Raw genomic sequence first — 25,400 nt, 5'->3', positions numbered from 1 at the left:
ATATGGCGAGTACCGAAGCCCCCGATTATCAGCAATTGGTCAAAAACGCTTTAGTCGAAATTCGAAGGCTAAAAGCCACTATCGCCGAATTGGAGCAAAACCGCGAACAGGACGACATTGCCGTCATTGGCGCCGCGTGCCGCTTTCCGGGCGGCGATCGGGATGCCGAGGATTTGGACGCCTTTTGGCAGGTTTTGGCCGACGGCGTGGACGCCGTCAGAGAGGCGCCGGAGCAGCGTTTGAGCAAAGCGCAATTTTACGACCCCAATCCCGATGCCGCCGGTAAAATCCTGAGCATTCAAGGCGGATACCTCAACGATATCGATCAATTTGCCGCCGAGTTTTTTTATATTTCGCCGCGCGAAGCCGACAGTCTCGATCCTCAGCAACGCCTGTTGTTGGAAAGCCATTGGCGGGCGTTGGAACAGGCCGGCATTCCGCCTTCTTCGTTAATGGGCAGTCAAACCGGGTTGTTCGCCGGTATCTGCGGCAACGATTATTACCATCTGCTGGCCAGCCGTGACTATCGCGAAATCGATAGTTATATGGCTTCCGGCACCGCGCATAGCACCGCCGTCGGCCGCTTGGCCTTTTATTTGGGGACGCAAGGGCCGGCGGTGGCTGTCGATACCGCGTGTTCTTCGTCGTTGGTTGCAATCCACTTAGCTTGTCAAAGTCTGCGCGCCGGAGAATGCCGATTGGCCTTGGCCAGCGGCGTCAACGCCTTATTGGCGCCCGAATTCAGCATCAATTTTTCTCGGGCCGGCATGTTATCGCCGGACGGGCGCTGCAAAACCTTCGACGATGGCGCGGACGGTTATGTGCGCGGTGAAGGCTGCGGTGTCGTGGTATTGAAAAAATTGGCCGATGCCCAGCGCGACGGCGACAAGGTCTTGGCGGTGATCAAGGGTTCCGCCACCAACCAGGACGGCCGCAGCAGCGGATTGACCGCGCCCAACGGCAGCGCTCAGCGCCAAGTGCTGAAACAAGCCTTGCAAGCCGCCGGATTGAAAGCCGAACAAGTCGCTTATGTCGAAGCGCACGGTACCGGCACCAGCCTGGGCGATCCTATCGAGATCGAAGCCTTGCAGGCCGTTTACGGCAGCCGGCGGCAAACGCCGTTGACGATCGGTTCGGTGAAAAGCAACATCGGCCATCTGGAAGGGGCGGCCGGTATTGCCGGCTTTATCAAGACCGTGTTGATGCTGCAACACCAAAAAATTCCCAAGCAATTGCATTTTCAGCAGCCGAACCGGCACGTCGATTGGCAATCCATGAATCTGACGGTCAGCCGGCAATTGGCCGATTGGCCGGTCGAGCAGGGCCAGCCGAGGATTGCCGGCGTCAGTTCCTTCGGCTTTGGTGGGAGTAACGCGCACGTTTTGGTCGCCGAAGCGCCGAAACAGGCGCACGAGGCTGCCGTTTGCCGCCATCGCCGGCAGCTATTGACGCTGTCGGCGCGGACTCCGCTCGAATTGCGCGCGCTAGCACAGGCTTATAGCGACTATTTGTCGGCCAATCCGGGCTTGGAACTCGCCGACTTTTGTTATACGGTCAATGTGCGGCGCGATCATTTCGCCTATCGGCTGGCCTTGCCGTGCACCAATATGGCCGAAGCGGTCGACGGTTTGCGAAGCCTTAGCGAAGGCCAAGCCGGCGAGGAAAGACGCATGGCCTTGCTGTTCACCGGCCAGGGCGCGTTTAACGGCCCGCTTTTAGACGTATGCGCCGATTTGCCGTTGTTTGCCGATGATTTCGCTGCCTGCGAAGCGGCATTTGATCGGCAAATGGGACTGTCTTTGCGCGAATTGCTGTTTACCGAACAGGGCGCGGCGCGGTTGGCATCGACGGAGTATGCCCAACCGGCCTTGTATTGTTTTCAAGTGGCTCTGGCTGGGACTTGGTTGGCCTTGGGCGTCGAAGCGGATTATTTGCTCGGCCATAGCGTCGGTGAATATGCCGCCGCGTGTTTGGCGGAGATATTCAGTTTTGAAGACGGCCTGGCGCTGATCAAGCAGCGCGGTCGGCTGATGGCGGCGCTGAGCGAAGAGGGCGGCATGCTGGCGGTGTTGGCCGAGGCCGATAAAGTCGGGCTCGCCTTGCAAGAATGCGGCAGTAGCCTCTGCGTCGCCGGCTACAACGGCAAAACCAATACCGTGGTATCCGGCGCCAAACACGAACTGCACCGCTTCAGCCGTTATCTGGAGCAGCAAGGGATGGCTTATGCGGTCTTGAACGTCGATCGCGCCTTTCATTCGCCGCTGATGGCGCCGATGCTTCGGGAATTCGCGGCTAGCGCGGCCGGCATCGCGTATCGGTCGCCGACTAAAAACATTATTTCCACGCTGACCGGTCAGTTAATCGGTGCGGAAATGGCGAGTGCCGAGTATTGGCTGAAGCAGATCAGCAGCCCGGTGTTGTTTAGCCAAGCCTTGGCCGAGTTGGTCGCCAACGACGTGGATGGGATGTTGGAAGTCGGACCGCAAAACGTGCTGAGTAAATTGGTACAACGCGAATACCCGGACGGCCGGATTAAAGCCATCAGTTCCCTCGATAGCCGGCAAGCCGACGGCGGTTTGCTGGATACGCTGGCGGCGCTTTATCGCGGCGGGTTGAAGATCGATTGGCAGGCTTATTATCAGGATTTTAAAGGCCGTCATTTGAATGTGCCGGCTTATCCTTTCAGTAGGCAGCGTTACTGGTTTAAAGCCGCGCCGAGAACGGCCGCGCCAGCGCCGGCCTTGCATCCTTTTTTGCAAAACCCATTCGAAACGGCCGATCAGCCGGAAAAGCAAGTCTTTAGCGCCGTTTTGCAAGCCAGCCATCTGGCTTTCCACCGCGACCATCGTTACCACGGCAAGCTCTTACTGCCCGCCGCCCATTATCTGGAAATGGCGGTTGCGGCCTTGGGCGGTCTGCCTTGCCGCATAGCGCAGGCGAGTTATCCCGCGCCATTGCTATTCGACGAGGAGCAGGCGGTGAGCCTGCAATTGTTACTGACGGCCGATGCTGACGGCTACGCTTGCGCTATTTATGCGCGTTGTGCGGATGATTTACCCTGGCAATGCCATTTTAGCGCCAGGATAGAGACGCTGAATCAAGCGGCTGAATCGATGTCGCCTATCCCGGTATTCAACCAAGGTTTGGATGTCGAGCGCTATTACCGGGCCATGGCCGAGCGAGGCATCGATTTCGGTCCGGCTTACCGCTTGCTGGACAGCCTGTCCGCGCAAGACCAGCAGGCGCTGGGCAAGATCAAAGCCGCCCCGCGAGACAGTGCTTATTTTCTTTATCCGCCGATGCTGGATGCGTGTTTCCAAGTGGCGGGCGCTTTGCTGCCGCAGGACCAAGAAACCTATGTGCAAACGAGTCTGGCGTTGCTGACGTATTACCGGCCGATAGGCCAGGGCGATATCCATGCGCACGCACGGTTAACGGGTGTCGAAGCAGGGCAATGGCTTTTCGATATCGATGTTCTGGCCGAAGACGGCGAGACTATCGCCCGCATACTAGGTTTGGGCTTAAAGCGATTGCCGTCCAATCGGCAAGACGGGCTTTTTTATAAAACTCAATGGCAAGCCGTCGCTAACCCGAGCGACGAGATAAACCCCGAGGCAAGCGCGGCTTGGCTGGCGCAAATTGCCCGAGGCCCCGAGCAATACTGGCCGCAGCCACCAGGCATAGCCGAAAACCAAACCGAGGTTTTGGAAGCCGAGGCCTTGAATTATGTGCTGAAAGCCTTGCAGGATTTGGCGTTTCCGTACCAAGTGGGTGAAGGTTTCGAATTGGCGCAGTGCCTGCGGCAATTAGGGGTTTTACCGCGTTATTCGAAGTTGCTGCAGCGCTGTTTAACGGTGTTAAGCCAAGCGCAATATTTGAGTCTGGAACAGGAGCAATGGCGAGTGTTGAAACCGCTGGTCGCCGGGCCGGAACAGAGTTCGATAGCCGGCGGCATCGAGATGCAATTGCTCAGGCAATGCGGGCGGGCTTTGGCCGGCGTATTAAACGGCAACATCGATTTTCTGCCGTTGCTGTTTCCGGAAAACAGCAACATTTCCGCCGCGACTTTATATAGCCAAGCGGAAGGTTTTACGATTTTGAACCGTAGCGCGGTTCTGGCCTTGGACGGCTGGTTGGCGTTAATCCCCAAAGGCCGTAAATTAAGGGTCTTGGAAATCGGCGCCGGTACCGGCGGCACGACGCGGCATCTCTTGCCGCTGTTGGCCGGCAGGGTCGATTTCGAGTATTGGTATACCGATTTGTCGTCGGCTTTTTTTAGTTCGGCCCAAGCGGGTTTTGCCGACTATCCGCCGCTTAAATATCAAACCTTGGATATCGCCAAAGACCCTTTCAGTCAAGGTTTTGCCGAACATGGCTTCGATTTGGTCGTCGCCGCCAACGTTGTTCATGCCACTGCCGATTTACCGCAAACGCTGTCCCATGTCCGGCAGTTGTTAAACGATCAGGGCGTATTGCTGTTGTTGGAAGGTTTACAGCCCCGGCTGTGGGTGGACTTGATTTTCGGGTTGACCGACGGTTGGTGGGCGTTCAACGATCAGCGGTGCCAGGCGAATTATCCGTTATTGGATCAAAACGGCTGGCAGGGTTTATTGAGCGAAACCGGATTTGCGTCGACGGCCTTCATTACCGCGCCGTTAGACGCAACCGAACGCCTATGCCGACAAAGCGTGATTTTGACTCAGGCGGCGCGAACCCGCGGCCGCCATTGGTTGATCGTCGACGATAGCTTGGGCGCGGCGGACCGGTTGGCGGATTATTTAAACGCGCGTGGCGATCGTTGTACCAGGATCGATTACGGCCAAGCGCTTTCTCAACACGCCGACGCTTCGTGGACTGTGGACCCATTCCAACGCCGGGATTTCGAACGTGTGCTGCAACATTGGTTTGAGCCTGAAGAAAATGGCCAATATGCGGTGCTGGTTTGTTCGGGCCTGGACGGCGTTATCGACGAAACCAGCGACAGTCGGGCGGTGGAAAAAACGCTGGCTATCGTTTGCGCCGGCACTTTGCATTTGTTGCAGGCCTTAGGGGCGGCGTCTATCGGATTACAGGCTTTCAATGTGCTGACCCAAGGTGCGAAGCCGGTTGTCGACGGCGACTGTCCGCAAGCCGCAATGGCGGCCTTGTGGGGCATGGTCAGAGTCGCCGCCAAGGAATATCCGCGGCTTCAATGTCGCTTATTCGATTTGCAAGCAGGGATGGACTTGGATTTACCGACTTGCCAACTGGTTTGCCAAACCGATGCCCAGGCCGAATTGCAAAATGCGGTGCGAGACGGGCGGCTATTCGTGCCGCGTTTAGTGTCTTGCCTTCCCGGCGGCAATCAGCCTTTGACGATACGCGAACAAGGCGTTTATCTGGTGACCGGTGCATTCGGCGGCATGGGCTTTAAGCTAACCCAATGGTTGATCGAGCAGGGCGCCAAACACTTAATCTTGTTGGCAAGAACGGCACCGTCCGCGGCAGTGAAGCAAGCGCTGGACCAAGCGGCGGCGGGGAGCGTCGAGATCCATATCCAAGCCGTCGACGTCAGCGATTACGACGCTTTGCGTCGGGCGGTCGATGTACCGGGTCGGCAAGGCTTGGCCGGTATTTTCCATAGTGCCGGCGTGTTCGCCGATTGTTTGCTGCAAGACTACGATTGGCAGGTGTTCAGCAGCGTTTTTCCGGCCAAGGTGGCGGGCGCTTGGAATTTGCATAGGCTGAGTCTGGAGCTTGAAAGCTCTCCGGATTATTTCGTGCTGTTTTCTTCTTCGGCGTCGGTATTGGCCGCCGGCGGTTTGGCCAATTATGTAGCCGCCAACGCCTTTGTCGATGCCTTGGCGGCTTACCGGCGTCGGCAAAATCTGCCGGCGCACGCTATCAATTGGGGGGTCTGGCAAGATACCGGCATGGCGGCGGCGGTCAACGATATTCGCCGCCAACAATGGCAAACGATGGGCGTCAAGCCGATGGCGACAGATACTGCATTGGCCGCGATGCGGACCGCGATCGAATCCGACGACGCCAATCTGGCGATTATCGACATCGACTTCGATCGCTATGCCGGCAATCAAGATCACGACGGTTATTTTCAAGCGCTATTGAGCCGCCGGGAACAGGGGCAGGCGCAGGCGACCAAGGCCGCTTCTAACGGCGGGGAATCTATTGTGTCTTTGTTGCGGCAAAACCCCGATCGGCAACGGGAAGTCATGCTGGAGCATGTCAGTCGCTTACTCGGGTCGGTATTGGGGATTGCCGGCGACATCGACGCTAGGCGCGGATTTTTCGAGCTGGGCATGGATTCGTTGACGGCGATGGAACTGCGCAACCGCTTGCAACGCGAGTTCGAACCGCCGTTGGATGCGACCTTGACCTTTAAATATCCGACCTTGTCGGCGTTGGCGGATTATCTGTTGAGCTTGCTGGTGGATACTAGGCCCAAGCAGGAAGAGCCGAGCGCCGAGCCTGTTGCCGACGCAAAAAACGCGATAAACAGCGAGGAGCCGATATTATCCTTGGACGAACAATTAGCCGATATAGACCGGTTTTTGGAACACTTCTGAATCATGTCGGCAGACAAAGTACGGGGAGAGACGTGTCGGAGAATGAAGATCAATTAAAACGCGCTTCGCTGGCATTGGCAAAAATGAAACAGCGTTTGCTCGACCAGGAAGCCAAGGCGAACGAGCCGATTGCGATCGTCGGCATCGGTTGCCGCTTACCGGGCGGCATTGATACGCCGGAAGCGTTCTGGCAGTTATTGAGCCGCGGCGAACACGGCATCGTCGACGTGCCTGGCGACCGTTGGGATATGGCTAGCCTGTACAGCGCCGAGCGCGGCGTGCCGGGGAAAATGTATACCCGCAAAGCCGGGTTTATCGAGCGGCCGGGGGATTTCGATCCCGAGTTTTTCGGTATTTCGCCGCGCGAAGCCAAAAGCATGGACCCGCAACAACGCTTGCTGCTCGAGGTTTGTTGGCAGGCATTGGAGCATGCCAACATCGTTCCCGATTCGCTACGCGATAGCGATACCGGTTTGTTTCTGGGCATAGGCCAAAACGACTATGGCCTGTTGCAGCTCTATTCCGACGATTATTCGCGCATCAATACCTACGACGGTAGCGGCAACGGATTTTGTTTCGCCGCCGGTCGGATTTCTTATGTGATGGGATGGCAAGGCCCATGTCTTGCTATCGATACCGCATGTTCGTCGGCCTTGGTAGCGGTGCATTTGGCCTGCCAAAGTTTGCGCAAGGCCGAGTCCAGGGTGGCGGTGGCGGCCGGCGTGCAATTGATGCTGACCCCCAACGTGGCGATGTTTCTATCCAGGGTCGGGGCACTGGCCGAAGACGGGCATAGCAAAGCCTTCGATGCTTCGGCCGACGGTTATGGTCGAGGGGAAGGCTGCGGCGCCCTGGTATTAAAGCGGCTGTCCGATGCCGAGGCCGACGGCGACGACATCATCGCAGTGATCAGAGCCAGCGGCGTGAATCACGACGGCCCCGGTAGCGGCTTGACGGTGCCTAACGGGTTGGCGCAACAAAAACTGATACGGCAAGTCTTGGCGCAAGCCAAAATTAACGCCGAACAAGTGGTTTACGTCGAAGCCCACGGGACCGGCACGGTATTGGGCGATCCGATCGAAGCGGAAGCCTTGGGCACGGTCTATTGCCAAGACCGGGCGCCGGATAATCCTTTGTATATCGGTTCGGTGAAAACCAATATCGGTCATCTGGAAGCGGCGGCCGGTATTGCCAGCATGATTAAAGCCGCTTTGATGTTAAAACATCGCGAGATTCCGGCCAGTTTGGGCTTTTCCGAGCCCAACCCGCATATTCCCTGGGAAACGTTCAATCTGAAAGTGCCGACCCAGTTGACCGCTTGGCCGGATAAGGCTGAACCGGGTTTGGTGGCCGTCAGTTCATTCGGCATGAGCGGTACCAACGCGCATGCCATTTTGCAAACGCCGCCACCGAAAACCAGGAGCTGCCAAACGCCGACCGGATTGAATCTGTTGACGTTGTCCGCAAAAACCCAAGCGGCTTTGCCAGCGGTCGCCAGTCGCTATGCCGACGCTTTACAGGCATTGCCCGCCGGCCAAGTTCAGAATTTTTGCTTTACCGCCAATACCTGCCGCAGCCATTTTTCCTTCCGCAAAGCGCTATTTGCGAGCGGTGGCGAGGAGCTGATCCAACAATTGCGCGATCCGGGCTTGTTGAACGACGTCAGACCGTGCTCGGAATGGAAAAAGCCGAAACTGGCCTTTTTATTTACCGGACAAGGTAGTCAATATCCGCGCATGGGCTTGGATTTATACCGCAGTGAAGCGGTATTCCGGGCGGCGGTGGACCAATGCGACGCCATTCTGGCGCCTCGGGTTGGTTATTCGGTCAAGGCCTTGTTGTGCGACGAAGCAGACGAACAACGGTTGAGAACCCATGCTCAACCGGCGATTTTCGTGTTTCAGTATGCGATGCTGGCCTTGTGGCAAAGTTGGGGGATCAAGGCCGATTTCGTGTTGGGGCATAGCATCGGCGAATACGCGGCGGCTTGCCATGCCGGGGTGTTTGCGTTGTCCGATGCCTTGAAATTGATTGCCGCGCGTAGCAGCAGTATCAACGAGCATGCCGTACCTGGCGCGATGATCGCCGTTGCCGCCGACGAAAAAACCGTTCAGCCCTGGCTTGCGCCGTTCGTCGATAGCGCCGGCATCGCGGTGGTGAATACCGCCAAGAGTCTGGTGATTTCAGGCTTGAAGGAAGCTTTGCAAGAAATTAGCGTCGCGTTAGAGCAGGCTGGGCTTTCCGTTACCCCGTTGAATGTCGCCCACGGATTTCATTCGCCGGCCATGCAAGCGGCTTTACCGGTTTTTGCCGAGATTGCCGAGACCATTGCATTTCGTGCGCCGGATAAGACCCTGGTCTCGACCTTGACAGGCCAAGTCGTCGGCGAGGACATCGCCGGCGCGGATTATTGGGTTAAGCATATCCGCCAAACGGTACAGTTTTATCCGGCCGTGCAGCAGCTCGTCGCGCAAGGGGCGGATATTTTCCTGGAAATAGGACCGAAGCCGGTCTTATTTGGCTTAGTCAAGCAGATCGAGGCCGCCGCGGAAAAAATCTGTCTGCACGGCCAAACCGGTAAAGGCGATAGCCGGGCGGAAACTTACCGGGCGTTGGCTCGGTTATATCAAACGGGTTTGACGCCCGATTGGCGGGCCGTCACCGGCGGCGAAAAAATCAAATTGCCGAACTATCCCTGGCAACGCCAGTTTTATTGGCTGGCTGCGCCAACGGCTAAACAAGCGATTACCGAGGCTCAGCCGGCGTCTATCGTTTTACAGGCCTTGGCCGAAGGCCAAACCGAAAGTTTGTTGGCCGCCTTATGGCAGGATAAAACCCCGAACGAGGACGAACGAAAATTAACCCTGCAAATTCTGCACAATCTGACCGCATTGCATCAGCAGGCGATTTCGCAAGATCGGCAGGCGCAATGCGCTTATCAAATTAGCTGGCGGCGCTACGAATTGCCGCCAGCCGGGGCCGCCAAAACCTGGTTGTTGATTGCCGACCGGCAAGGGCGAGCCAAAACGCTGTTTGATGCCGGTTCGGGCGCCAAGATGCCGATGGTCTTGCTTGAGTCGAGCCGCGAATATCAAAAAATAAGCGCGCAACATTATCGCCTGTGTTTCGATAGCGAGCAGGACTGGCAACGTTGTTTGGACGATATTACCTCGACATCCTCGACGGAACTGGCGGTGATGAATTTTCAAGCCTGCGATTTGGCCGATGGCGGGCCGGAAGCCCTCGGCGCGGTGATGACTCGGTTTATTGCTTGTTACCGGGCCTTGAAACAAGCGGATAAACCGCTACCGATTTGGTGGTTAACCGAAAACGCCCAGGTCGCCGCTGACGGCGACGCGGCAACCGGCTGGGTAAGCGCCGCCGCGTGGGGGCTCGGCCGGGTGATCGGCTTGGAACAACCGGCACTGTTCGGCGGTTTGCTGGATTTGGCCGACAGCAGCCCGGAGCAGTTGACTAAGTTGATGGCGATCATGGCGATAGCACCTCGCGGCGAACAAATTGCGATTCGGCCGGAAGGTTGCTATGCGGCCAGATTGACACCGAGCGCCTTACCCGCCGCCGCTGTCGTCATCGATCCGCGCGGCGATTACCTGATTACCGGTGGCTTGGGCGGCTTGGGTTTGGCTATTGCCGGCTGGTTGGTGGCGAACAAGGCCGGCCGGGTATGGCTGATTGCCCGCCGTCCGGCTGCGGGCGAGGCGCAGCAGAAGATTGAAGATTTACGGCGGCAAGGCGGCGATGTGCGCTGCGTTCAAGCCGACATCGCCGATGGCGAGGCAGTCGCCGCGTTAATGGCGCATATTCAGCAACAGGGCGGACGCTTGAAAGGCGTCATACATGCGGCCGGCATCTTAAAAGACGGCCTGTTGGAAAATCTGCAAGCGGACGATTTTAAGGCGGTAGGGTCGGCTAAGGTGACGGGGGCTTGGTTGTTGCATCAAGCCACCAAAGATGCGGCATTGGATTTTTTCGTGCTGTGTTCGTCGGCGGCTTCGGTGCTGGGTTCCAGAGGGCAAGCGGCTTATGCCGCCGCCAATGCCGCGATGGACGGTTTAGCGCAATACCGCAATCGCTTGGGTTTGCCGGCATTAACCGTCAACTGGGGTGCTTGGGCCGATGTCGGCATGGCCGCCGGCTTGGACCGGGTCGATCAACAGCGTATGCAAGCTAGCGGCGTCGTGGCGATGCCAGCGCCGTTCGCTGTGAGTTTATTGGCGAAAGCCTTGAATGCCGGCGCGAGCCAGCAAGTGTTGATGGACGTCGATTGGCCGTTATTTGGCAAGGCCTTGGCCGAGGCGGCGACTAAACCTTTATGGCAGGTGACCGGCGGGCTGGTAGAAGAGGCCGACGCTATCGCGGATAGTCCAGCAGTGCTTAATTTCGAGCAACAAATAGCCGAGTTAAGCCGGGACGAAGCTTACCAATTGGCCAAAACCCAACTCGAGCAAGCGATCAAGCAAGTGCTGTATCTGGACGAAGCTAAAACCATCGATAGTTATCAAGGTTTTTTCGACATGGGGCTTGATTCGATCACCATCGTCGAGTTGAGGGTAAATTTGCAGCGTCGCCTAGGTTGCGATTTGCCGACGACGTTATTGTTTGACTACGCCAATGTGGCCGATGTCTGCGCGTATTTGTTGGAGCGCCACGCAAAACCGCTACTGAGCCCAGTCGAGGACGTTAACGCCGATACCGGCCGGACGGCGGTGGAAAACTTATCCGAGCAGGAATTGGATCGGTTAATTAGCGAGAAATTACAAAACATCCTGGCGGATACGTAAGCCTAGTGGTGAAGGCGTCGCGGTATAGCCCAGACAAATCAAAGCCGCTCCCGACTATCATTGCAGTGGCAGGGGCTGTCAACCGGAAACGCGGGAGTATGGGTTTCCGTCCGAATAAGCTAAATAATTGAAAACCGCCACCCGTTCCGATACAAACCAGGCCATCGATTCCAATATGATTACGCCAGTGTTGAATGACAGCTTTTGGAAGTGATGAATTAGCGCAATCGACCCAAAAGAGACAATCGGTTTCACTTCCAAATGACCGCCAATGGATCATAGGCTGAAGCTGAGTTTGTGGAAGTAGGGTGGGTTGAATGATAATGAACCCAGCTAGAAGCCATTAAAGCCGGGTATAGCTGCCGCTTCACCCAGCCATGGCCCTAATTACATTTATTAGAGAAACATAGATAGCTAAAAATCATCAGGGAGCCACAAAGCCATGCCCACAAGATTTTTTTTAATTGCATTTATTTTGGTCCTTATTTCCTGTTCAGGTTTAAAGAAGCAACCAAGCTCAGGATTAACAAGATTCAGTTTTGGTGGATTGAATGGCGCTAAAATAGAAAAAGGCACGTCTAATTGCAATGAGAATATTGGATATGGAGTCGACAAAGCGTTAAAAGAAAGTTTGGGGAAATTATTTGATCCGGTAAGAAATCTAATGGGGAAGCCTGATGAAACGTTGGTTAAAGACGAGATTATGCATCATTTTTCCTTTACCAATTCTGTACATCCAGTCATAAGTGTAATAGATAGGACAGACAATTCGATAGATTTTTGGTTCAAAGACGACGCAGTTGCTGAGGTGTATCGAGCCGATCAAGCTGCTCAAGACTATTGCATTTCAAGGGATAGTAAAAATGCTGTATATGTTGGGTTTTCATTTAGATGTGGAAATAATATTGCAGTGCCACTTAGTATAAATGGACAGTTTATACAAGTTAGAGAAGAAGAAGTAATTGTGGCTTATAATTGCGTACCAGTAAATATTAAAAAATGATGAGGTATTTGGGATATGCCTGGATTGAAAAATAACGTACCTTTTTATGCATCACCGGCTATGTGGGGGGCTGCTGCTACTTTAATGGCATCCTTAATTGGTACCATTGCAACAATAACAGCAATTTATTATCCAAGATTTGAAGACCTAGATAAAAAAATTGAGACTCTAGAAAAAGAAAATGAAAAGTTAAAAAAAACCATTAATGATCAAACCATTTATTTTAAATATATTAAAGATAGTCTTTTGTTCATATATCAGCGATCTGATGCGTCATCATGCGAGATTTGGCGAAAGAGTTTGATTGAGAATTCGGATAAGGTTCAGCGAGAGCTTGATCATGAATATTAAAACAAGCGTTGGTTTATCGCATTCAAGATGCGAGGCAAATATCGATCCAAGTATCAATAAGTCGCGACGGATATTTATTCTTAATTCAGTTGTTGTATTATCTGGGTGCGCTACCAAAACAACAAAAGAATGTTTAATGATTTCTAGTCAAGATCAAATGGATTGTCTTTATGAAAGCATGTTTCCCAATGTTGTTGCCGGTGTAATTGCAGGAGCCGTTTTGGGTGGTGTAATTGCATTTGCAACGCATAATCATGCAGGATTGTTTATTGCTATCGGTGGGGTAGTTGGAGGCGTTTCAGCAGGGGCATTAACATATTATAATTTTATAAATGAAAAGGTGGATAATAATTCCATTAGAGGGCTGGAATTCGTTTATCAAGACTGTAGATCAGATTTAAACAAGTTTCAGCGGATGTCTCAGTGTTCCAGGGATGAGATGCTTCAATATGTAAATCGACTTGAGCAAGGTCGTTTAGATCAATTTGAATTGGATTTAATTAACGACCACCAAAATAAAAGATTGGCAACTATAAAAAATGCTGAAGAATATAAAGAGCTTGTGCAAGAGGTTGTATTAAAACTAAGTAAAATAGATATAAGTTTAGGTCGTCTAGCCAAAGATAAAGACCAATTAAAAGGCACGAATAACCATCAGCTCTCTCTCTTAAAAAAGGCTGATGATATCAGTGAGAAGCTATTTCTTATTTCAAAATCTGTTGAAGACCTAAAACGTGACAATAACGAAATAAACAAACGACTTATAATGATGAAATCATAATAGCTTTATCTCTGATAAGCAACAAGCACCATGTTATTCAACATTAATAGAAGGGTAAGTTCTTCAATTGAAATAAGGCTCGTCTAATATTGTGCGTTTTGAATTTTTCTAGAAAAATATTTTCTTTCTCAGTATATTTTTAAAGCAAAACCTGCCATTCAATAATTCAACTCATCAGTCTGGTTTTGGCCGATCCCAAGCATTCAAAATCTGGTAGGGTTTGAATCGGAACCGATGGTGGCGTTGCGATCGAGCGGCTAGGCCGCTCGAAAACGTCCGTATTTGAAAGGACTATCAATACTCCACGCGCACCGAGCCCATGAAGGTGCGTGGCGTGCCCCAAAAGTTGCGGTCGGCCCGGCCGGTTTCGAAATATTCCTTGTCCAGCAGATTGTCCGCGTTGATTTGGGTGGTCAGCTTGGTTTTGCCGATGTGGGTTTCGTAGCCGATCAGCGCATTGAAGATCGCGTAACCCGGCAGCTGGAAGTTGTTTTCGTTCGAGCCTTGTCGCTGCGAGCGGGCGACGACGCCGGCGCCGAACTTCAGCCCTTTCAACGCGCCATCTTGCAAGGTATAGGTATTCCACAGACTGCCGCCATGCGCGGGCACGTTCGCGAGGCGATGACCTTCGTCGGTACCGCCGTTGCTGACGATTTCCGAGTCTATGTAGGAATAAACCCCGATCACCTTCCAGCCCGGCAGTACTTCGCCGGTCAAATCCAATTCGTAGCCGCGATTGCGAGCCTTGCCGACCGCTTCGAAAAAAAGGGAATTGGCGATCGGCGTGGCGATGTTTTGTTTGGTGATTTCGAAATAGGCGGCGGTCAGATTGAGTTTGCCGTCCAGCCATTCCTTCTTGAAGCCGGCCTCCCATTGCTCCGAGGTTTGCGGTTTGATTTTGGCTCCACCGCTGGCATAAACCCCAATGTTCGGCGCGCCGAAGCCTTGCACGTAGTTGCCGTAGACGCTGAGCGACGGGATGGGCTGCCAGAGCAAGCCGACCCGCGGCGTGACTTTATCCTCGTGATTGGTGTCCTTGATGCCGCTGCCGAAAGCGCCGAAGTCTTGCCACGAGTTGGCATTGTCGTAGCGCATCCCTAGCAGTAAATGTACGTCGTACGGTAGCTTGATCTGGTCCTGCAAATACAGGCCGAACCATTCGAAGCCCAAATTGCCGACCGCGTCCAGCCGCGAAAGCAAGCCGAGATTGCCCGAATAGACCGGGTTATAGATGTCGATGTCCGGTACTGCTTGCGGCGACGGCCAAGCGAAGGTATTTTCGAACGTAAAATAATCGCCGCCGATCATGAACGTGTGCGCCAACATACCGGTCTTGAACTTGCCGGTCAGATCGACGTTGGTGTTGTAAGTACTGCCCAAATTGTCGCGGTTGCCGAAGTTCGTCCGGTGCAGCGTGCGGTTGTCGTCCGCCAACCCGGCCGGCGCGCCGGGCAGATTTTCATTATCTTCGGTGAAATCGGCGAAGAAGCGGTGGCGGAAGGTCCATTGGTTGTTGAAGGCATGGCTCCAGTCCACGCCGAACAGAATGTCGTCGCTGACCGCGCGGATATTGGGTTCGCTTAAATTGCGATTGCGCGGCAGATCGGCCGGGCGATTGCCGATACGTGGCGGGCCGCCGACGTCCGGCGCGGTGTCGTTGTGCAAATAATCGACATAGAAAGTCGCCTGGGTGCGGTCGCTGATGTCCCAATGCACGGTCGGCGCGAAGTAAACCCGCTCGCCTTCGATAAAGTCGCGAAACGAGCCTTTGTTTTCGTAGGCCAGGTTGGCGCGATACTGCACCGATTTGTCGGCGTTCACCGGTCCGGTGGCGTCTATCGTGGTACGGTAAAAGCGGTAGGAGCCAAATTGCTGTTGCAACGAATAATAGGGTGTCGCCAACGGCGTTTTCGGCACCATGTTGACCATGCCGCCCGGCTCGATACGGCCGTATAGTATCGAGGCCGGGCCTTTCAAGACTTCCACCCGTTCCAAGCCGGCGGCATCGCGCAGACCGCCCTGAGTCCAGCCGGTCTCCAGCCGCACGCCGTTGTAATACGGGTTGAAATCGACGAAGCCGCGTACGATAAACGAGTCGGTGGTGCCGCCGTTGCCGGGGCTGGCAAACACACCGCTGACGTTTTTCAGCGCGTCGTCCAGGCGGGTGATTTGCTGGTCGTTGATCACCGATTTCGGCACCACTTTCACCGACATCGGCAATTCCATCACCGGCGTATCGGTTTTGGTCGCGGTCGTCGCGCTGCGGGTTTGGTAGGCGGTGTTGTAAGGGTCGTTGGTATCGTATTCGGTATTACCGACCACCGTGATCGCCGGCATCGTGGTATTGGCATCGCTGCCGGTGTCGATGCGCTTGATCGCGACCGTGTCGCTCGACGTGAAGGTGTGAGTCAGACCGCTACCCGCCAATAGTCTGCTCACCGCTTGCTGAACCGTCAAGTCGCCCGACAACGCGGCACTGGTTTTACCTTTTACCGCGTCCTCGGCATAGAACACGTGTATGCCGGTCCGGCTCCGCAGGCTTTCCAGCGCCGCTGCCAGCGGTTGCGCGGGAATATCGAAGCTAAAACTTTTCTCTTGCGCGGACGCTGCCCACGCGCTTCCGGCCAACGCGCAGATCATCAGGGCTTTGGATAGTGAGTGCATAATCCCTCCTTTGGTTATTTTTGCTTCACTATCCGTTAAGAGGGGATTTGCCGCCGACAACCGCCACTTTTCGAAAAAAAATCTCGCGGTCGATAAGAACGCGGGCTGTCCGGAATGTTTGGGCAATTTAAGGTTGTATGCCCTTCGACTCCGCTCAGGGTGCGGCCCTTCGACTCCGCTCAGGGTGCGGCCCTTCGACTCCGCTCAGGGTGCGGCCCTTCGACTCCGCTCAGGGTGCGGCCCTTCGACTCCGCTCAGGGTGCGGCCCTTCGACTCCGCTCAGGGTGCGGCCCTTCGACTCTACTCAGGGAGCCGCCCAACGACTCCGCTCAGGGAACGGCTAGACGGTTTCCCGCGCGAACGCGAACGGAATCTGCCGGCTGGCTTAACGATCGGAAGGTGTGCGGATAAGGATGCCGCCGGCGGGGCGCGTCAAGTTGTCGGTTCTGCCTATCGCTCGCGCGAGAAAACCGCCTAGCGATCCAACACGATCACGCCGGACGCTGCTTGCCGGATCTTGATCGGCAAGGCCGCCGCGATAACCTTCAAGGCTCCGGTCAAATCGGTGCTGGGAAAATCGCCGCTGACCTTCAGGTCGCGCAAGGCCGGATCGGCGAGTTGCAAGTCCACCGCGTGGTAGCGGCTCAATTGCTCCAAGACCTCGGTCAGCGGCGCATTGCGAAACACCAGTAAATTCTTTTGCCAGGCCATCACCGCGTCGGCATCGAATGAGGTTCGCGCGCCCAAACTGCCGCGCGCGTCGAAATGAATTTGGCTGCCGGCCGGTAGGCGCTCGTTCAGCGTGCTGCTGACGGTGGCGACTTCGACTTCGCCTTCCATCACGCTGACGGTGGTGCCGTCGCGGCCTTGGTAGACGTTAAAACGGGTGCCGATATCGCGAATGCGGCCCGAGGGAGCGAGCACTTCGAAGGGCTTGGCCGGATCGTGTTTGACGTCGAATACAGCCTCGCCGCGCTCCAGGGTGACTTGCCGAGTCTGCCAAGCATAATTCACTCGTAGACGGCTATCGGTATTCAATTCGACCCGCGAACCGTCGGCTAACGCGACCGATAGGCGTTGACCCTTGCCGGTGCGGTATTCGGCCGAATTCAGCCAGTTCCAGGTTAGTGGTGGCGTGGCGACCAGCAACGCCGCCAACGCCAGGCCGCGCAAACGCCGGTTTCGCGCGCGCCGGATTTGGTATTGCGCTTCGCGAAATTGGGCGCGGGCGTTCGTCAAGTTCACATCGGCGGGCTGGCCTTCGGATGGCGCGAAGTTCCGCCAAACGGCGGCGGCATGGCGATAAGCCGGAAGATGACGGGGATCGGCGTCCAGCCAAGCCTGGAAAGCGCGCTGTTCCGTGCTTGAACCGGCGCCGTCCAGGCGTTTTAACACCCAGTGGCTGGCTTGTTCGGCAATATTGGGATCGGTTGGTTTGATCATGGCGGCGGTGAAACGCGACTGAGGACTACGGTGGCGACTTGTAAAACCAGCCGCCAGTCATTCTCGCGGCTGATCCAAGCGGGCGCAGCAATGCGCCAAGGCCTTGGCGCAGTAACGTTCGACGGTGCGGCGCGGCAGATTGAAGGCCTTGGCGATATCGGCCTGGGGAATGCCGTCGATGCGGTGCAGTAAAAAGCAGGTTCGGACAATTTCCGGTAAATCCTGCAGCGCTTGTAGACTGAATTGGTAGCTTTGCTGGCTTTCGGCCACCGTTTCCGGTAACGGTAGCGGACACGCATAATTGTCGTACTCAGCGTTTTCGTGGTCGATCAATTCCAGCGACGGCCGGCGGAATTGATCGGCGCTGAGATTCGACGTGATCTTGAACAAATAGGCGCGAGGGTTGTTCACCGCCGGCAAATCGGCATGTTGCAGCAAGCGCAAAAAAGCATCCTGCACCAAGTCTTCGGCATTGTCGTAATTGCCTTTGCGCTCGGCGAACGCCAGCAATTCCTCGCGGTGGCGGCGAAACAGTTTGTCCAGCAGGTGATTGATCGTCATAGGCAAGGGTTCGCGGTCAATTCGATTTCGATGATCCGGGGTCGGCAACGTTTTTTAAGTGGTTAGCACCCGAAGGCTTAAATCCGACATTCCGGCGACGGTTAATTCAGCATAACGCATTCGGCCGTCGAAGCGCATCTGGTTTGGATTGGTGGTTGTGCCTGTGTCAGGAAGGCGCCTCGCTGCGTATCGAGGGTGATGCGGCGAATGGGGATATCACCTCTTGGTGAATTCGATCGGTTGCGGTTCAGTTTGAGGAGACCAAATGGTCCGGGGCGTGACGGCTTAAAGTGGCTGAGCCGGCAGAGGGTTGATTTAGATTGGAAGACGCTGTGCGGGATTGGCGTGCAAGTCGGCGCGGACGGGCAAGCCCGACCGCGCCGATTGCTCCATGTAAGCCGAGTTGCCTAATATTCGATCCGCACGGAGCCCATAAACGTTCTAGGCGCGCCATAGGTGCCCACGCCGTAAGTATTGAGACCTTGCAGATAGGTTTTATCCAACAAATTGTCCGCGTTGATCTGCGCTGTCACCCGCGTTTGTCCGACCTTCCAGGCCTGGCTGGCCATCAGATTGAGCGTGGCGTACCCCGGCGTTTTCTGGGTTTCGTCATATCCGAGAAACCGCTGACCAACCGCTTGTACGCCCGCGCCGAGCTTCAAGCCCCGCAAGCCGACATTTTGGAATTCGTAGGTCGTCCAAAGATTGCCGCTGTTTTCCGGGGCGTTGTGCAAGCGTTTGCCGACATATTGAGTATGGATCGGATCTTCCACCGTTTGCGCGAACGGCATATAAGCATAGGCCGCCATGATCTTCCAGCCCGGCAGAATCTCGCCGCTGATGTCCAGTTCCAAACCGCGACTTTCCGCTTTCCCTATCAATTGCGACGGCGAACCGGGCGGAAAATCTTGGAAAGACAAGTTGTACTTCTTCAAATCGAAATAGGTCAGGGTAGTGATCAAGCGGCCGTCGAATAACTCGGTTTTCACCCCGGCTTCCCATTGCGCGGCGGTTTGCGGCGCTAACACTCGGCCTTGTGCGTTCAGGCCGTTGGGTGCGCCAAAGTTTTCGGTGTAACTACCGAACAGCGACAACTCCGGTATTGGCTGCCAAAGCACGCCGCCGCGCGGCGATACGCGGTCGTTGCTTTGTTTTTCGACGAACGGAGTCTGAACGCTGGGGAAAAATTGCGGGATCGCGCCGTAGTCGGCGTAAGTGTCGGTGTCGGCATTGTCGTAGCGTAGACCGCCCAGCAGATGCACGTGGTAGGGCAGTTCCACTTGGTCTTGAGCGTAAAAGCCGAACCAGGGGTTGTCGTATTCGAAGGTGTTGAAGGCCGTTCTTTGCGGCGGAAAGTTGGACACCGTCATGCCCGGCATTTGGTAACGGTGGATGGGCTGGTAGGCATTACTGCTCTCGAATCCCGGCATCCACGCAAACACCGGTCCCATGGTGGCTCTGGCGTCGGTCTTCAAATAATCGCTACCGATCAGCAACGTGTGTTTGGCGAAGCCGGTTTCGAACTTGCCGGTCAACTCCAGCGAGTTGAAGTAATTGTTGTAGTAGTCTCCGCCATCGAAATTTTGTTCGAATCCCCAGCGGCCAAAATTGCCGCTGGCGTCGGCTGAACCGGCCGCGGCGACATTGCGCGAAGTGACTTCCGCGAAACTGGCGTTAAAGCGGTGGCGGAGGGTCCAGTTCTCGTTGAAAACGTGTTCGGTATTCGCCGAGAACATCACATACTGATCTTCGCTGTAAGCCCAGGGATCGTTAAAATTGCGGCTTCTAGGCACTTTTCCCAGCAAGTTGTATGGAACCGGATTGTCCGCATTGGTTTTGATATCGCTGTATTCCAATTTAAACGTCGAAGTGGTTTTGTCCGAGATGCGCCAGCGCAACATCGGTGCGGCAAAGATCCGTTCGCCGCCGCCCCATTCCGTTATCGAGTCGTTAGCCTGGTAGGCGAAATTGACCCGATAAGCCAGATCCTTGTGAGTGCTTAACGGACCGGTGGCGTCAATATCGGTGCGAAAATGGCCGTAAGAACCGAATTGTTGACGGACGCTGTAGTACGGGGTATCCAACGGTTGCTTGGTGACGAAGTTGATGATGCCGCCGGGTTCGGAGCGACCGAACAGTATCGAGCCGGGACCTTTTAATACTTCGACGCGGTCGATATTGGCTAAATCGACCGTATGATGCCAGCCGTTGATAAATGGAAAACCGTCCCGATAGTAGGTGGAGCCGCCGCCGCCGTTGGAACCGCTGGAGGACGTGGAGCTAAAGCCGCGTACGTAAAACTCGCGATCGTTGCCGTCGCCGCTGACGACGCCGCTGACGTTCCTCAACGCTTGATCCAGCGTGACCACTTGTTGATCCTTCAACACTTGCTGCGGGACTACCTTGACCGACATCGGCGTGTGCATGATAGGCGTGTCGGTTTTGGTGGCCGTGGATGCGTTAGGCAGGCTGTAGGCGGGGTTGTAAGGGTCGGTCGAGTCGTAAGTCGCCTGTCCGAGCACCGTCACCGCCGGCATCGTCGCGGCGCCGGACGGCAGCGGTTTTTCGGCGGCTTTTTCCAGCGTGATGCTGCCGCTGTCGGTTTGTCGGGCATTGAGGCCGCTACCGCTGAGCAAGCGTTGCAGTGCGGCGGATGGCGTGTACCGGCCATTCAAGCCATCGCTACCAAGACCGCGTACCAGTTCGGCACCGAACAGGACGCGCTGGCCGCTGATTTCGGAAAATCGTAGCAGCGCATCGGACAATGAGCCGGCGCCAATATCGAAATTCATCGTCTGTTGGCTGATGCCGCTGTCCGGGGCGGCCGTGCCGACAGCCGGCACGGCCACTAACAAACTGCCGCACAGTGCCGCGATTGCCGCAAGCAACGGCGAAAGTTCGACGCGACACGGGTTGCCGATGTTTGAGTCCTTACGAGCATGTTTCATCTGATCTCCTGATTATCCGAATTGGAAACGCCCGCCGCGCGCTGCTGTGCGGCGAACTTGGAGATAAGACGAAACGACGGCGGGGGAGTATCTACTCGCCGGGTAAACTTTTTTGTGCGAGTCGCGGCGGACTAACGGGCGGACAGCAAAACCAGGTGGGAACCCACGGTGCGGACGCGTACCGGCAGGCTTTGTTCGATGGCTTGCAGGGCCAGATCGGTATCGCCGATCCCGAATACGCCGGTGATCGGTAGGTTCTCGATGGCCGAATCGGTAATCAGGATTTTACCGGGCCGATAGCGTTCCAGCTCAGCCACTACCGCAGATAGCGGCTGTTCCTGAAACACGATCCGTTGTTGGCGCCAGGCGGCGATGCGTGACGGGTTGACGGTCTCGGCGCTGCCCAAAACGCGGCTGTCGAATTGAATTTGCTCGGCTTCGTTCAATCGTTCCAAGGTCTTGCCGTCCGCGTTGCTGACTTTGACCGCGTGCTCGAGTACGGCGACGCGCACCCGGTCGTCGTCGCGAAGGACATCGAAAGCTGTGCCCAGCGCCTGCACCGTACCGGCGCCGGCGTCGACCACGAACGGTCGCGCGGGATCGGCGGCAACCTGAAAAAACGCTTCGCCGCGTTGCAGGCTGACCCGGCGTTGTTTAGCCGAAAAATCGACCGACAGCGCGCTGCCGGTGTTCAGCATCACGCTGGAACCGTCGGCCAATTGTATTTGGCGCTGGCCGCCGACCGCCGACCGGTAATCGGCCCAATAGCCGGATGCGTACAAATGGAGTACCGCCACCGCCAACAATAGCGATGCCGCCAGCGCCAGACTCGCGCGATGGCGGCGGACTGGCGGCCCGCGCCGAAGCGCGGTCGCGCGCGACCGTTCTTGGGCGGCTGCCGGCGCCGGTGGCGCGACCAGCCCCAGGTCGGCGGCGCTCACTGTGTCCAGTCCGAGCCAGAACGCGTTGACGTCGCGCCACGCGGCCCGGTGCTGCTCGCTGGCGGCCAGCCAAGTCTCGAATGCTCGGCGCTGCTGGTTGCTCAGCAAATCGGAGCTTAGAGTGGCTTGCCAAGCTATCGCCTCGCGTTCGGCGCGCGCGGAAAAGGTTTCGGACGCGGCTTTGTTCATCGGCCGGCCACCGGCGACATCCGCCGGGAAATAATCGGGCAAACCGAGCGGTCAGCGGCGTTACGCATCGCGACGCTCCCGCTCGGACAGTTCTAGTTCGCGCATGCGTCGGCGGCAATGTTCCAGCGCTTTGTTGATATGTTTCAACACCGTGCTTTCGGCAATGTTCAATTCGCGCATGATTTGCGAGTAGGGATAATGGTGAAACTTATGCAGCACAAACACCTCCCGGCATTTGGGCGGCAATTCGGAGACCGCTTGCTGCAAATGCAGCAGTTTCTGCCGGCTGTAGACTTGGCGTTCCAGGTCGGGCGTCGCGTCGGCGTGTTCCGCCAGTTCTTCCTCGGCGGCGTGCCGCTCAGCTTCGCGCTGATGTTTACGCAAATGATCGATCGCCAAATTGCCGACCACTTTGTACAAAAAAGCTCGCGGATTGGCGATCTGGCTTTCCGATTCGAACTGCGTCAAACGAAAAAAAGCATCCTGCAAGATGTCGGCCGCGGTCTCCGGACAACGAACCCGAGGCGCCAGAAATCCCAGCAACTCGTCGCGGTGACGCTGAATCAGGTCGTTGGCAAAATCCGGTGAGAAGCGATACATCGTCCGATTGAGTGGAAGTCCTTTTTCATTAGACCACGGCCGGCGGACTGGCGACAATATCGGCCGGGGCTCGCTCGCGATGATGCCGACTAAGGCGTACGTCTATTACAACCCTGTCAAACAGGGCGGGGCAGTCTCGGGTAATCGACGGTTTTATCGGCGGATGACGCTTCGCTTATCCGCCTTGCGGCCCTAGGGGAAGCCTCGATAGAAACCGGGGGAGCGCCAGGGTTTTGCGCATGTCGGTTCAATTGATCTGTCTGCGAGTTATAAATAGCGGCATAATGAGTTCGAATAAAACCTCAGGATCAATATGTGGTTTTTAAGCCGCTAATACGGAAACCATTATTCGCCTCACTCTTATATTAAAAACAATGAAAACGCCTATATTTCTAAGTTATCCAAATCCTTTTAATCAAGCACAACAAGATTTCATTGAGAGGCTAGTAAACTATTTGCACAACAACGAATTGGAACCGAGAACGTTGGGCGTTACCGACTACGATATGGAGTCCCCGCTGAGAGCGATTCGTAGAATTATGATGGAGTCGAATGGCATCATCACCATTGCTTTTCGGCGTAGTAAAATCTTGACAGGTGTATTTAAACCTGGGTCGGAGGCGGAAAAATCATTGGGTGAGACTTGGTTAACCAGCCCGTATTCACATATCGAACCGGCGATGGCTTTTCAGATAGGTTTGCCGGTTTTAATTCTTAGAGAACATGGGGTTTTTGCCGACGGAATTCTAGAAAAAGGCATATTGGGGTCCTACATGCCTGAGTTTAATTTGGATTTGCCGGCGAAGGATTATCTTCTCACTGACGAATGGAAACAAATATTCAAAAAATGGACGGGTTATGTTGCTAGCGTTGTCGAAAATAAAGGGAATCCTCCAAAGCTGTATTAACGGATGATGGCTTAAACTAAGAAGTATTCTAAAGATTACACTCCGAAGGCGACAATATTCCGATTTTACGAAATGGCTATTTATTACCTAGCCAGATAATATTGTCGGGGTTTGCCGAGCGGCGCATCGGGGTTTGTGGCGCGATTTATCCTGGTTCCCAAGCTCCGGCTTGGGAGCACAACGCTTGGACGCTTTCGCTTTTCATGGAGTTGGGACGCTGGCACCTCCATCCCATTGCCCTACAATTTTGCACCTTACGGCCTTGTCGCTCAAAACAGCCATTTTCAGATGTTCCAACAGCAAAAACAGAGTCGAAGTGTAATAGTAAAATAAAAAAATTAATAACTCATTTGTTTCATTGAACACACCTCATTAGTAGATGATTTACACAGCTGTATATTCCCGTCAGTAGTAAAGGCTCAATTGGCTGGTGCGTGCGCTAATACATACCGGAAATTAAGGCTTTCCGAAGTGTAAGGCTATATCTTACAATAGCCTTTCGTAAACCGGCTAGGAGAACAACATGGCGCAAGCACGAACCCAAACTGTTAGCCTCGGCGAGCACTGGAATAGCCTGATTGAGTCGTTGCTAGAGAGTGGACGTTATGCAAGCGTAAGTGAAATTATGTGCGATTCCTTACGTTTGCTTGAAGAGCGAGAAGCTAACTCAAAACTGCAATCTTTACGCACAGCCCTAATTGAAGGCGAAGAGAGTGGCGATGCTGGCGAATTACATATGGAAACAATTAAACTGGAAGCAAAAAAAGAAGCCGGTTTAACCTGAAATGCGAAAAATCCATCTTCAGGTCCTCGCGAAACAGGACCTAAAATGTATTTGGCTATACTCATTTAATAACTGGGGAGAGGAGCAGGCGGATTGCTATTTTGATGAATTAAATGCTTCATTCGTTTTAATCGCTAAAAATCCGGAATTGGGTATTGCCTGTGATTACATACGTGAAGGATATAGGCAATTTCACATCAATCGCCATTTGGTTTTTTACCGTATTACAGCAACCAAAATTCACATTGTACGGGTACTTCATGACAGAATGAATTACACAGCGCATTTATAAAAATTCAGTCAAAGGTATGCATTGCATACCATTTCCCAACGCAAACATATCCAGTCGCAGCAATAAGCTACGTTACGCGTACCAAGTTATTCATTCGCTGATCCCCGCTTCTCCGAATGTCATCTATTTTCAGACTGGACGAGGCCATCGATTAAAACGGCTCTGCCGCTAGCCTGCGAGCGGGATGCTTACGGCAAAAAGCCGGTCTGGTAAGGCTTTTTGCCGATCGCGCAACGCAAATAGCCTTGCGGTTGAACCTGTTCAGCCTTAAACCAGCACCAAAATGCCCGGAGCTTGAAGCTGTTTGGGTTAAGCGCGAGCTGAAGCGCCTGACGGTCGCAGCTAAAAGCCACAATCTCTTGGCAAATAGGCGCGGTTTCGAAGCTGTACCGGTTTGCGAATTGGGCAAATCCGCTCTCGCTTAAGGCTTTTATGCTTGCGCGAGCCGCTAAAAGCCAAGGCTGTGAGGCGAAAAGCCTTAGCTTCTAGCCGCTACCGGCTTGCGGTTAACGCGAGCAAGTATGGCTGGGCAAGGCATTCAGCGCGTAAGTTGATGACATGGACTCC

Annotated in this window: 14 protein-coding genes; 8 read left to right on the top strand and 6 right to left on the bottom strand. The window is 54.8% G+C overall.

Annotation, left to right across the window (positions count from 1 at the left end; translation table 11 throughout):
- Window positions 1–2: 2 nt before the first annotated feature.
- From ACQE3D_RS20955 to ACQE3D_RS20935, 5 genes are all read left to right on the top strand, one after another.
- Window positions 3–6,566 (top strand): type I polyketide synthase, encoded by a 6,564-nt coding sequence (locus tag ACQE3D_RS20955; protein WP_313730599.1) that lies wholly within the window; start codon window positions 3–5, stop codon window positions 6,564–6,566.
- Between the two features lie 32 nt (window positions 6,567–6,598).
- Window positions 6,599–11,368 (top strand): type I polyketide synthase, encoded by a 4,770-nt coding sequence (locus ACQE3D_RS20950; RefSeq protein WP_313730600.1) that lies wholly within the window; start codon window positions 6,599–6,601, stop codon window positions 11,366–11,368.
- Between the two features lie 442 nt (window positions 11,369–11,810).
- Window positions 11,811–12,371 (top strand): hypothetical protein, encoded by a 561-nt coding sequence (locus tag ACQE3D_RS20945; protein WP_313730601.1) that lies wholly within the window; start codon window positions 11,811–11,813, stop codon window positions 12,369–12,371.
- A gap of 15 nt (window positions 12,372–12,386) precedes the next feature.
- The gene (locus ACQE3D_RS20940) at window positions 12,387–12,722 is read left to right on the top strand and encodes a hypothetical protein (protein WP_313730602.1); all 336 of its coding nucleotides are present in this window, start codon (window positions 12,387–12,389) and stop codon (window positions 12,720–12,722) included.
- Window positions 12,712–13,503 carry a hypothetical protein gene (locus ACQE3D_RS20935; protein WP_313730603.1) on the top strand — a complete coding sequence of 264 codons (792 nt, stop codon included), beginning with the start codon at window positions 12,712–12,714 and terminating at the stop codon, window positions 13,501–13,503. The genes ACQE3D_RS20940 and ACQE3D_RS20935 overlap by 11 nt, the downstream gene beginning before the upstream one ends.
- A 294-nt stretch (window positions 13,504–13,797) precedes the next feature.
- Here the strand turns inward: ACQE3D_RS20935 and ACQE3D_RS20930 are convergent, their stop codons facing one another.
- The 6 genes from ACQE3D_RS20930 to ACQE3D_RS20905 form a co-directional block, all read right to left on the bottom strand.
- Complete coding sequence (locus ACQE3D_RS20930; protein ID WP_313730604.1) at window positions 13,798–16,167, bottom strand: TonB-dependent siderophore receptor; 2,370 nt, start codon at window positions 16,165–16,167, stop codon at window positions 13,798–13,800.
- Window positions 16,168–16,641: 474 nt separating this feature from the next.
- Entirely contained in the window at window positions 16,642–17,610 is a 969-nt protein-coding gene (locus tag ACQE3D_RS20925; protein WP_313730605.1) for a FecR family protein, read from the bottom strand.
- A 57-nt stretch (window positions 17,611–17,667) separates the two neighbouring features.
- The gene (locus ACQE3D_RS20920) at window positions 17,668–18,171 is read right to left on the bottom strand and encodes an RNA polymerase sigma factor (RefSeq protein ID WP_064028031.1); all 504 of its coding nucleotides are present in this window, start codon (window positions 18,169–18,171) and stop codon (window positions 17,668–17,670) included.
- Window positions 18,172–18,578: 407 nt separating this feature from the next.
- Complete coding sequence (locus tag ACQE3D_RS20915) at window positions 18,579–21,119, bottom strand: TonB-dependent siderophore receptor (RefSeq protein WP_313730606.1); 2,541 nt, start codon at window positions 21,117–21,119, stop codon at window positions 18,579–18,581.
- A gap of 131 nt (window positions 21,120–21,250) precedes the next feature.
- Complete coding sequence (locus ACQE3D_RS20910; RefSeq protein ID WP_313730607.1) at window positions 21,251–22,249, bottom strand: FecR family protein; 999 nt, start codon at window positions 22,247–22,249, stop codon at window positions 21,251–21,253.
- A 60-nt stretch (window positions 22,250–22,309) separates the two neighbouring features.
- Entirely contained in the window at window positions 22,310–22,849 is a 540-nt protein-coding gene (locus tag ACQE3D_RS20905; RefSeq protein ID WP_313730608.1) for an RNA polymerase sigma factor, read from the bottom strand.
- 374 nt (window positions 22,850–23,223) lie between these two features.
- Between ACQE3D_RS20905 and ACQE3D_RS20900 the strand changes: the two genes are divergently transcribed.
- From ACQE3D_RS20900 to ACQE3D_RS20890, 3 genes are all read left to right on the top strand, one after another.
- Window positions 23,224–23,757 (top strand): hypothetical protein, encoded by a 534-nt coding sequence (locus ACQE3D_RS20900; RefSeq protein ID WP_071156130.1) that lies wholly within the window; start codon window positions 23,224–23,226, stop codon window positions 23,755–23,757.
- A 523-nt stretch (window positions 23,758–24,280) separates the two neighbouring features.
- Window positions 24,281–24,541: a type II toxin-antitoxin system ParD family antitoxin gene (locus tag ACQE3D_RS20895; RefSeq protein ID WP_313730610.1), complete on the top strand. Its 261-nt coding sequence runs from the start codon at window positions 24,281–24,283 to the stop codon at window positions 24,539–24,541.
- A gap of 1 nt (window position 24,542) precedes the next feature.
- Complete coding sequence (locus tag ACQE3D_RS20890) at window positions 24,543–24,833, top strand: type II toxin-antitoxin system RelE/ParE family toxin (RefSeq protein WP_313730611.1); 291 nt, start codon at window positions 24,543–24,545, stop codon at window positions 24,831–24,833.
- The last annotated feature ends 567 nt before the right edge of the window (window positions 24,834–25,400 follow it).

This window comes from Methylomonas sp. MS20 (assembly GCF_050275925.1).
In the GTDB taxonomy this organism is placed as follows: Bacteria; Pseudomonadota; Gammaproteobacteria; order Methylococcales; family Methylomonadaceae; genus Methylomonas; species Methylomonas koyamae_A.
This window is presented reverse-complemented; position numbering and strand designations above follow the sequence as displayed.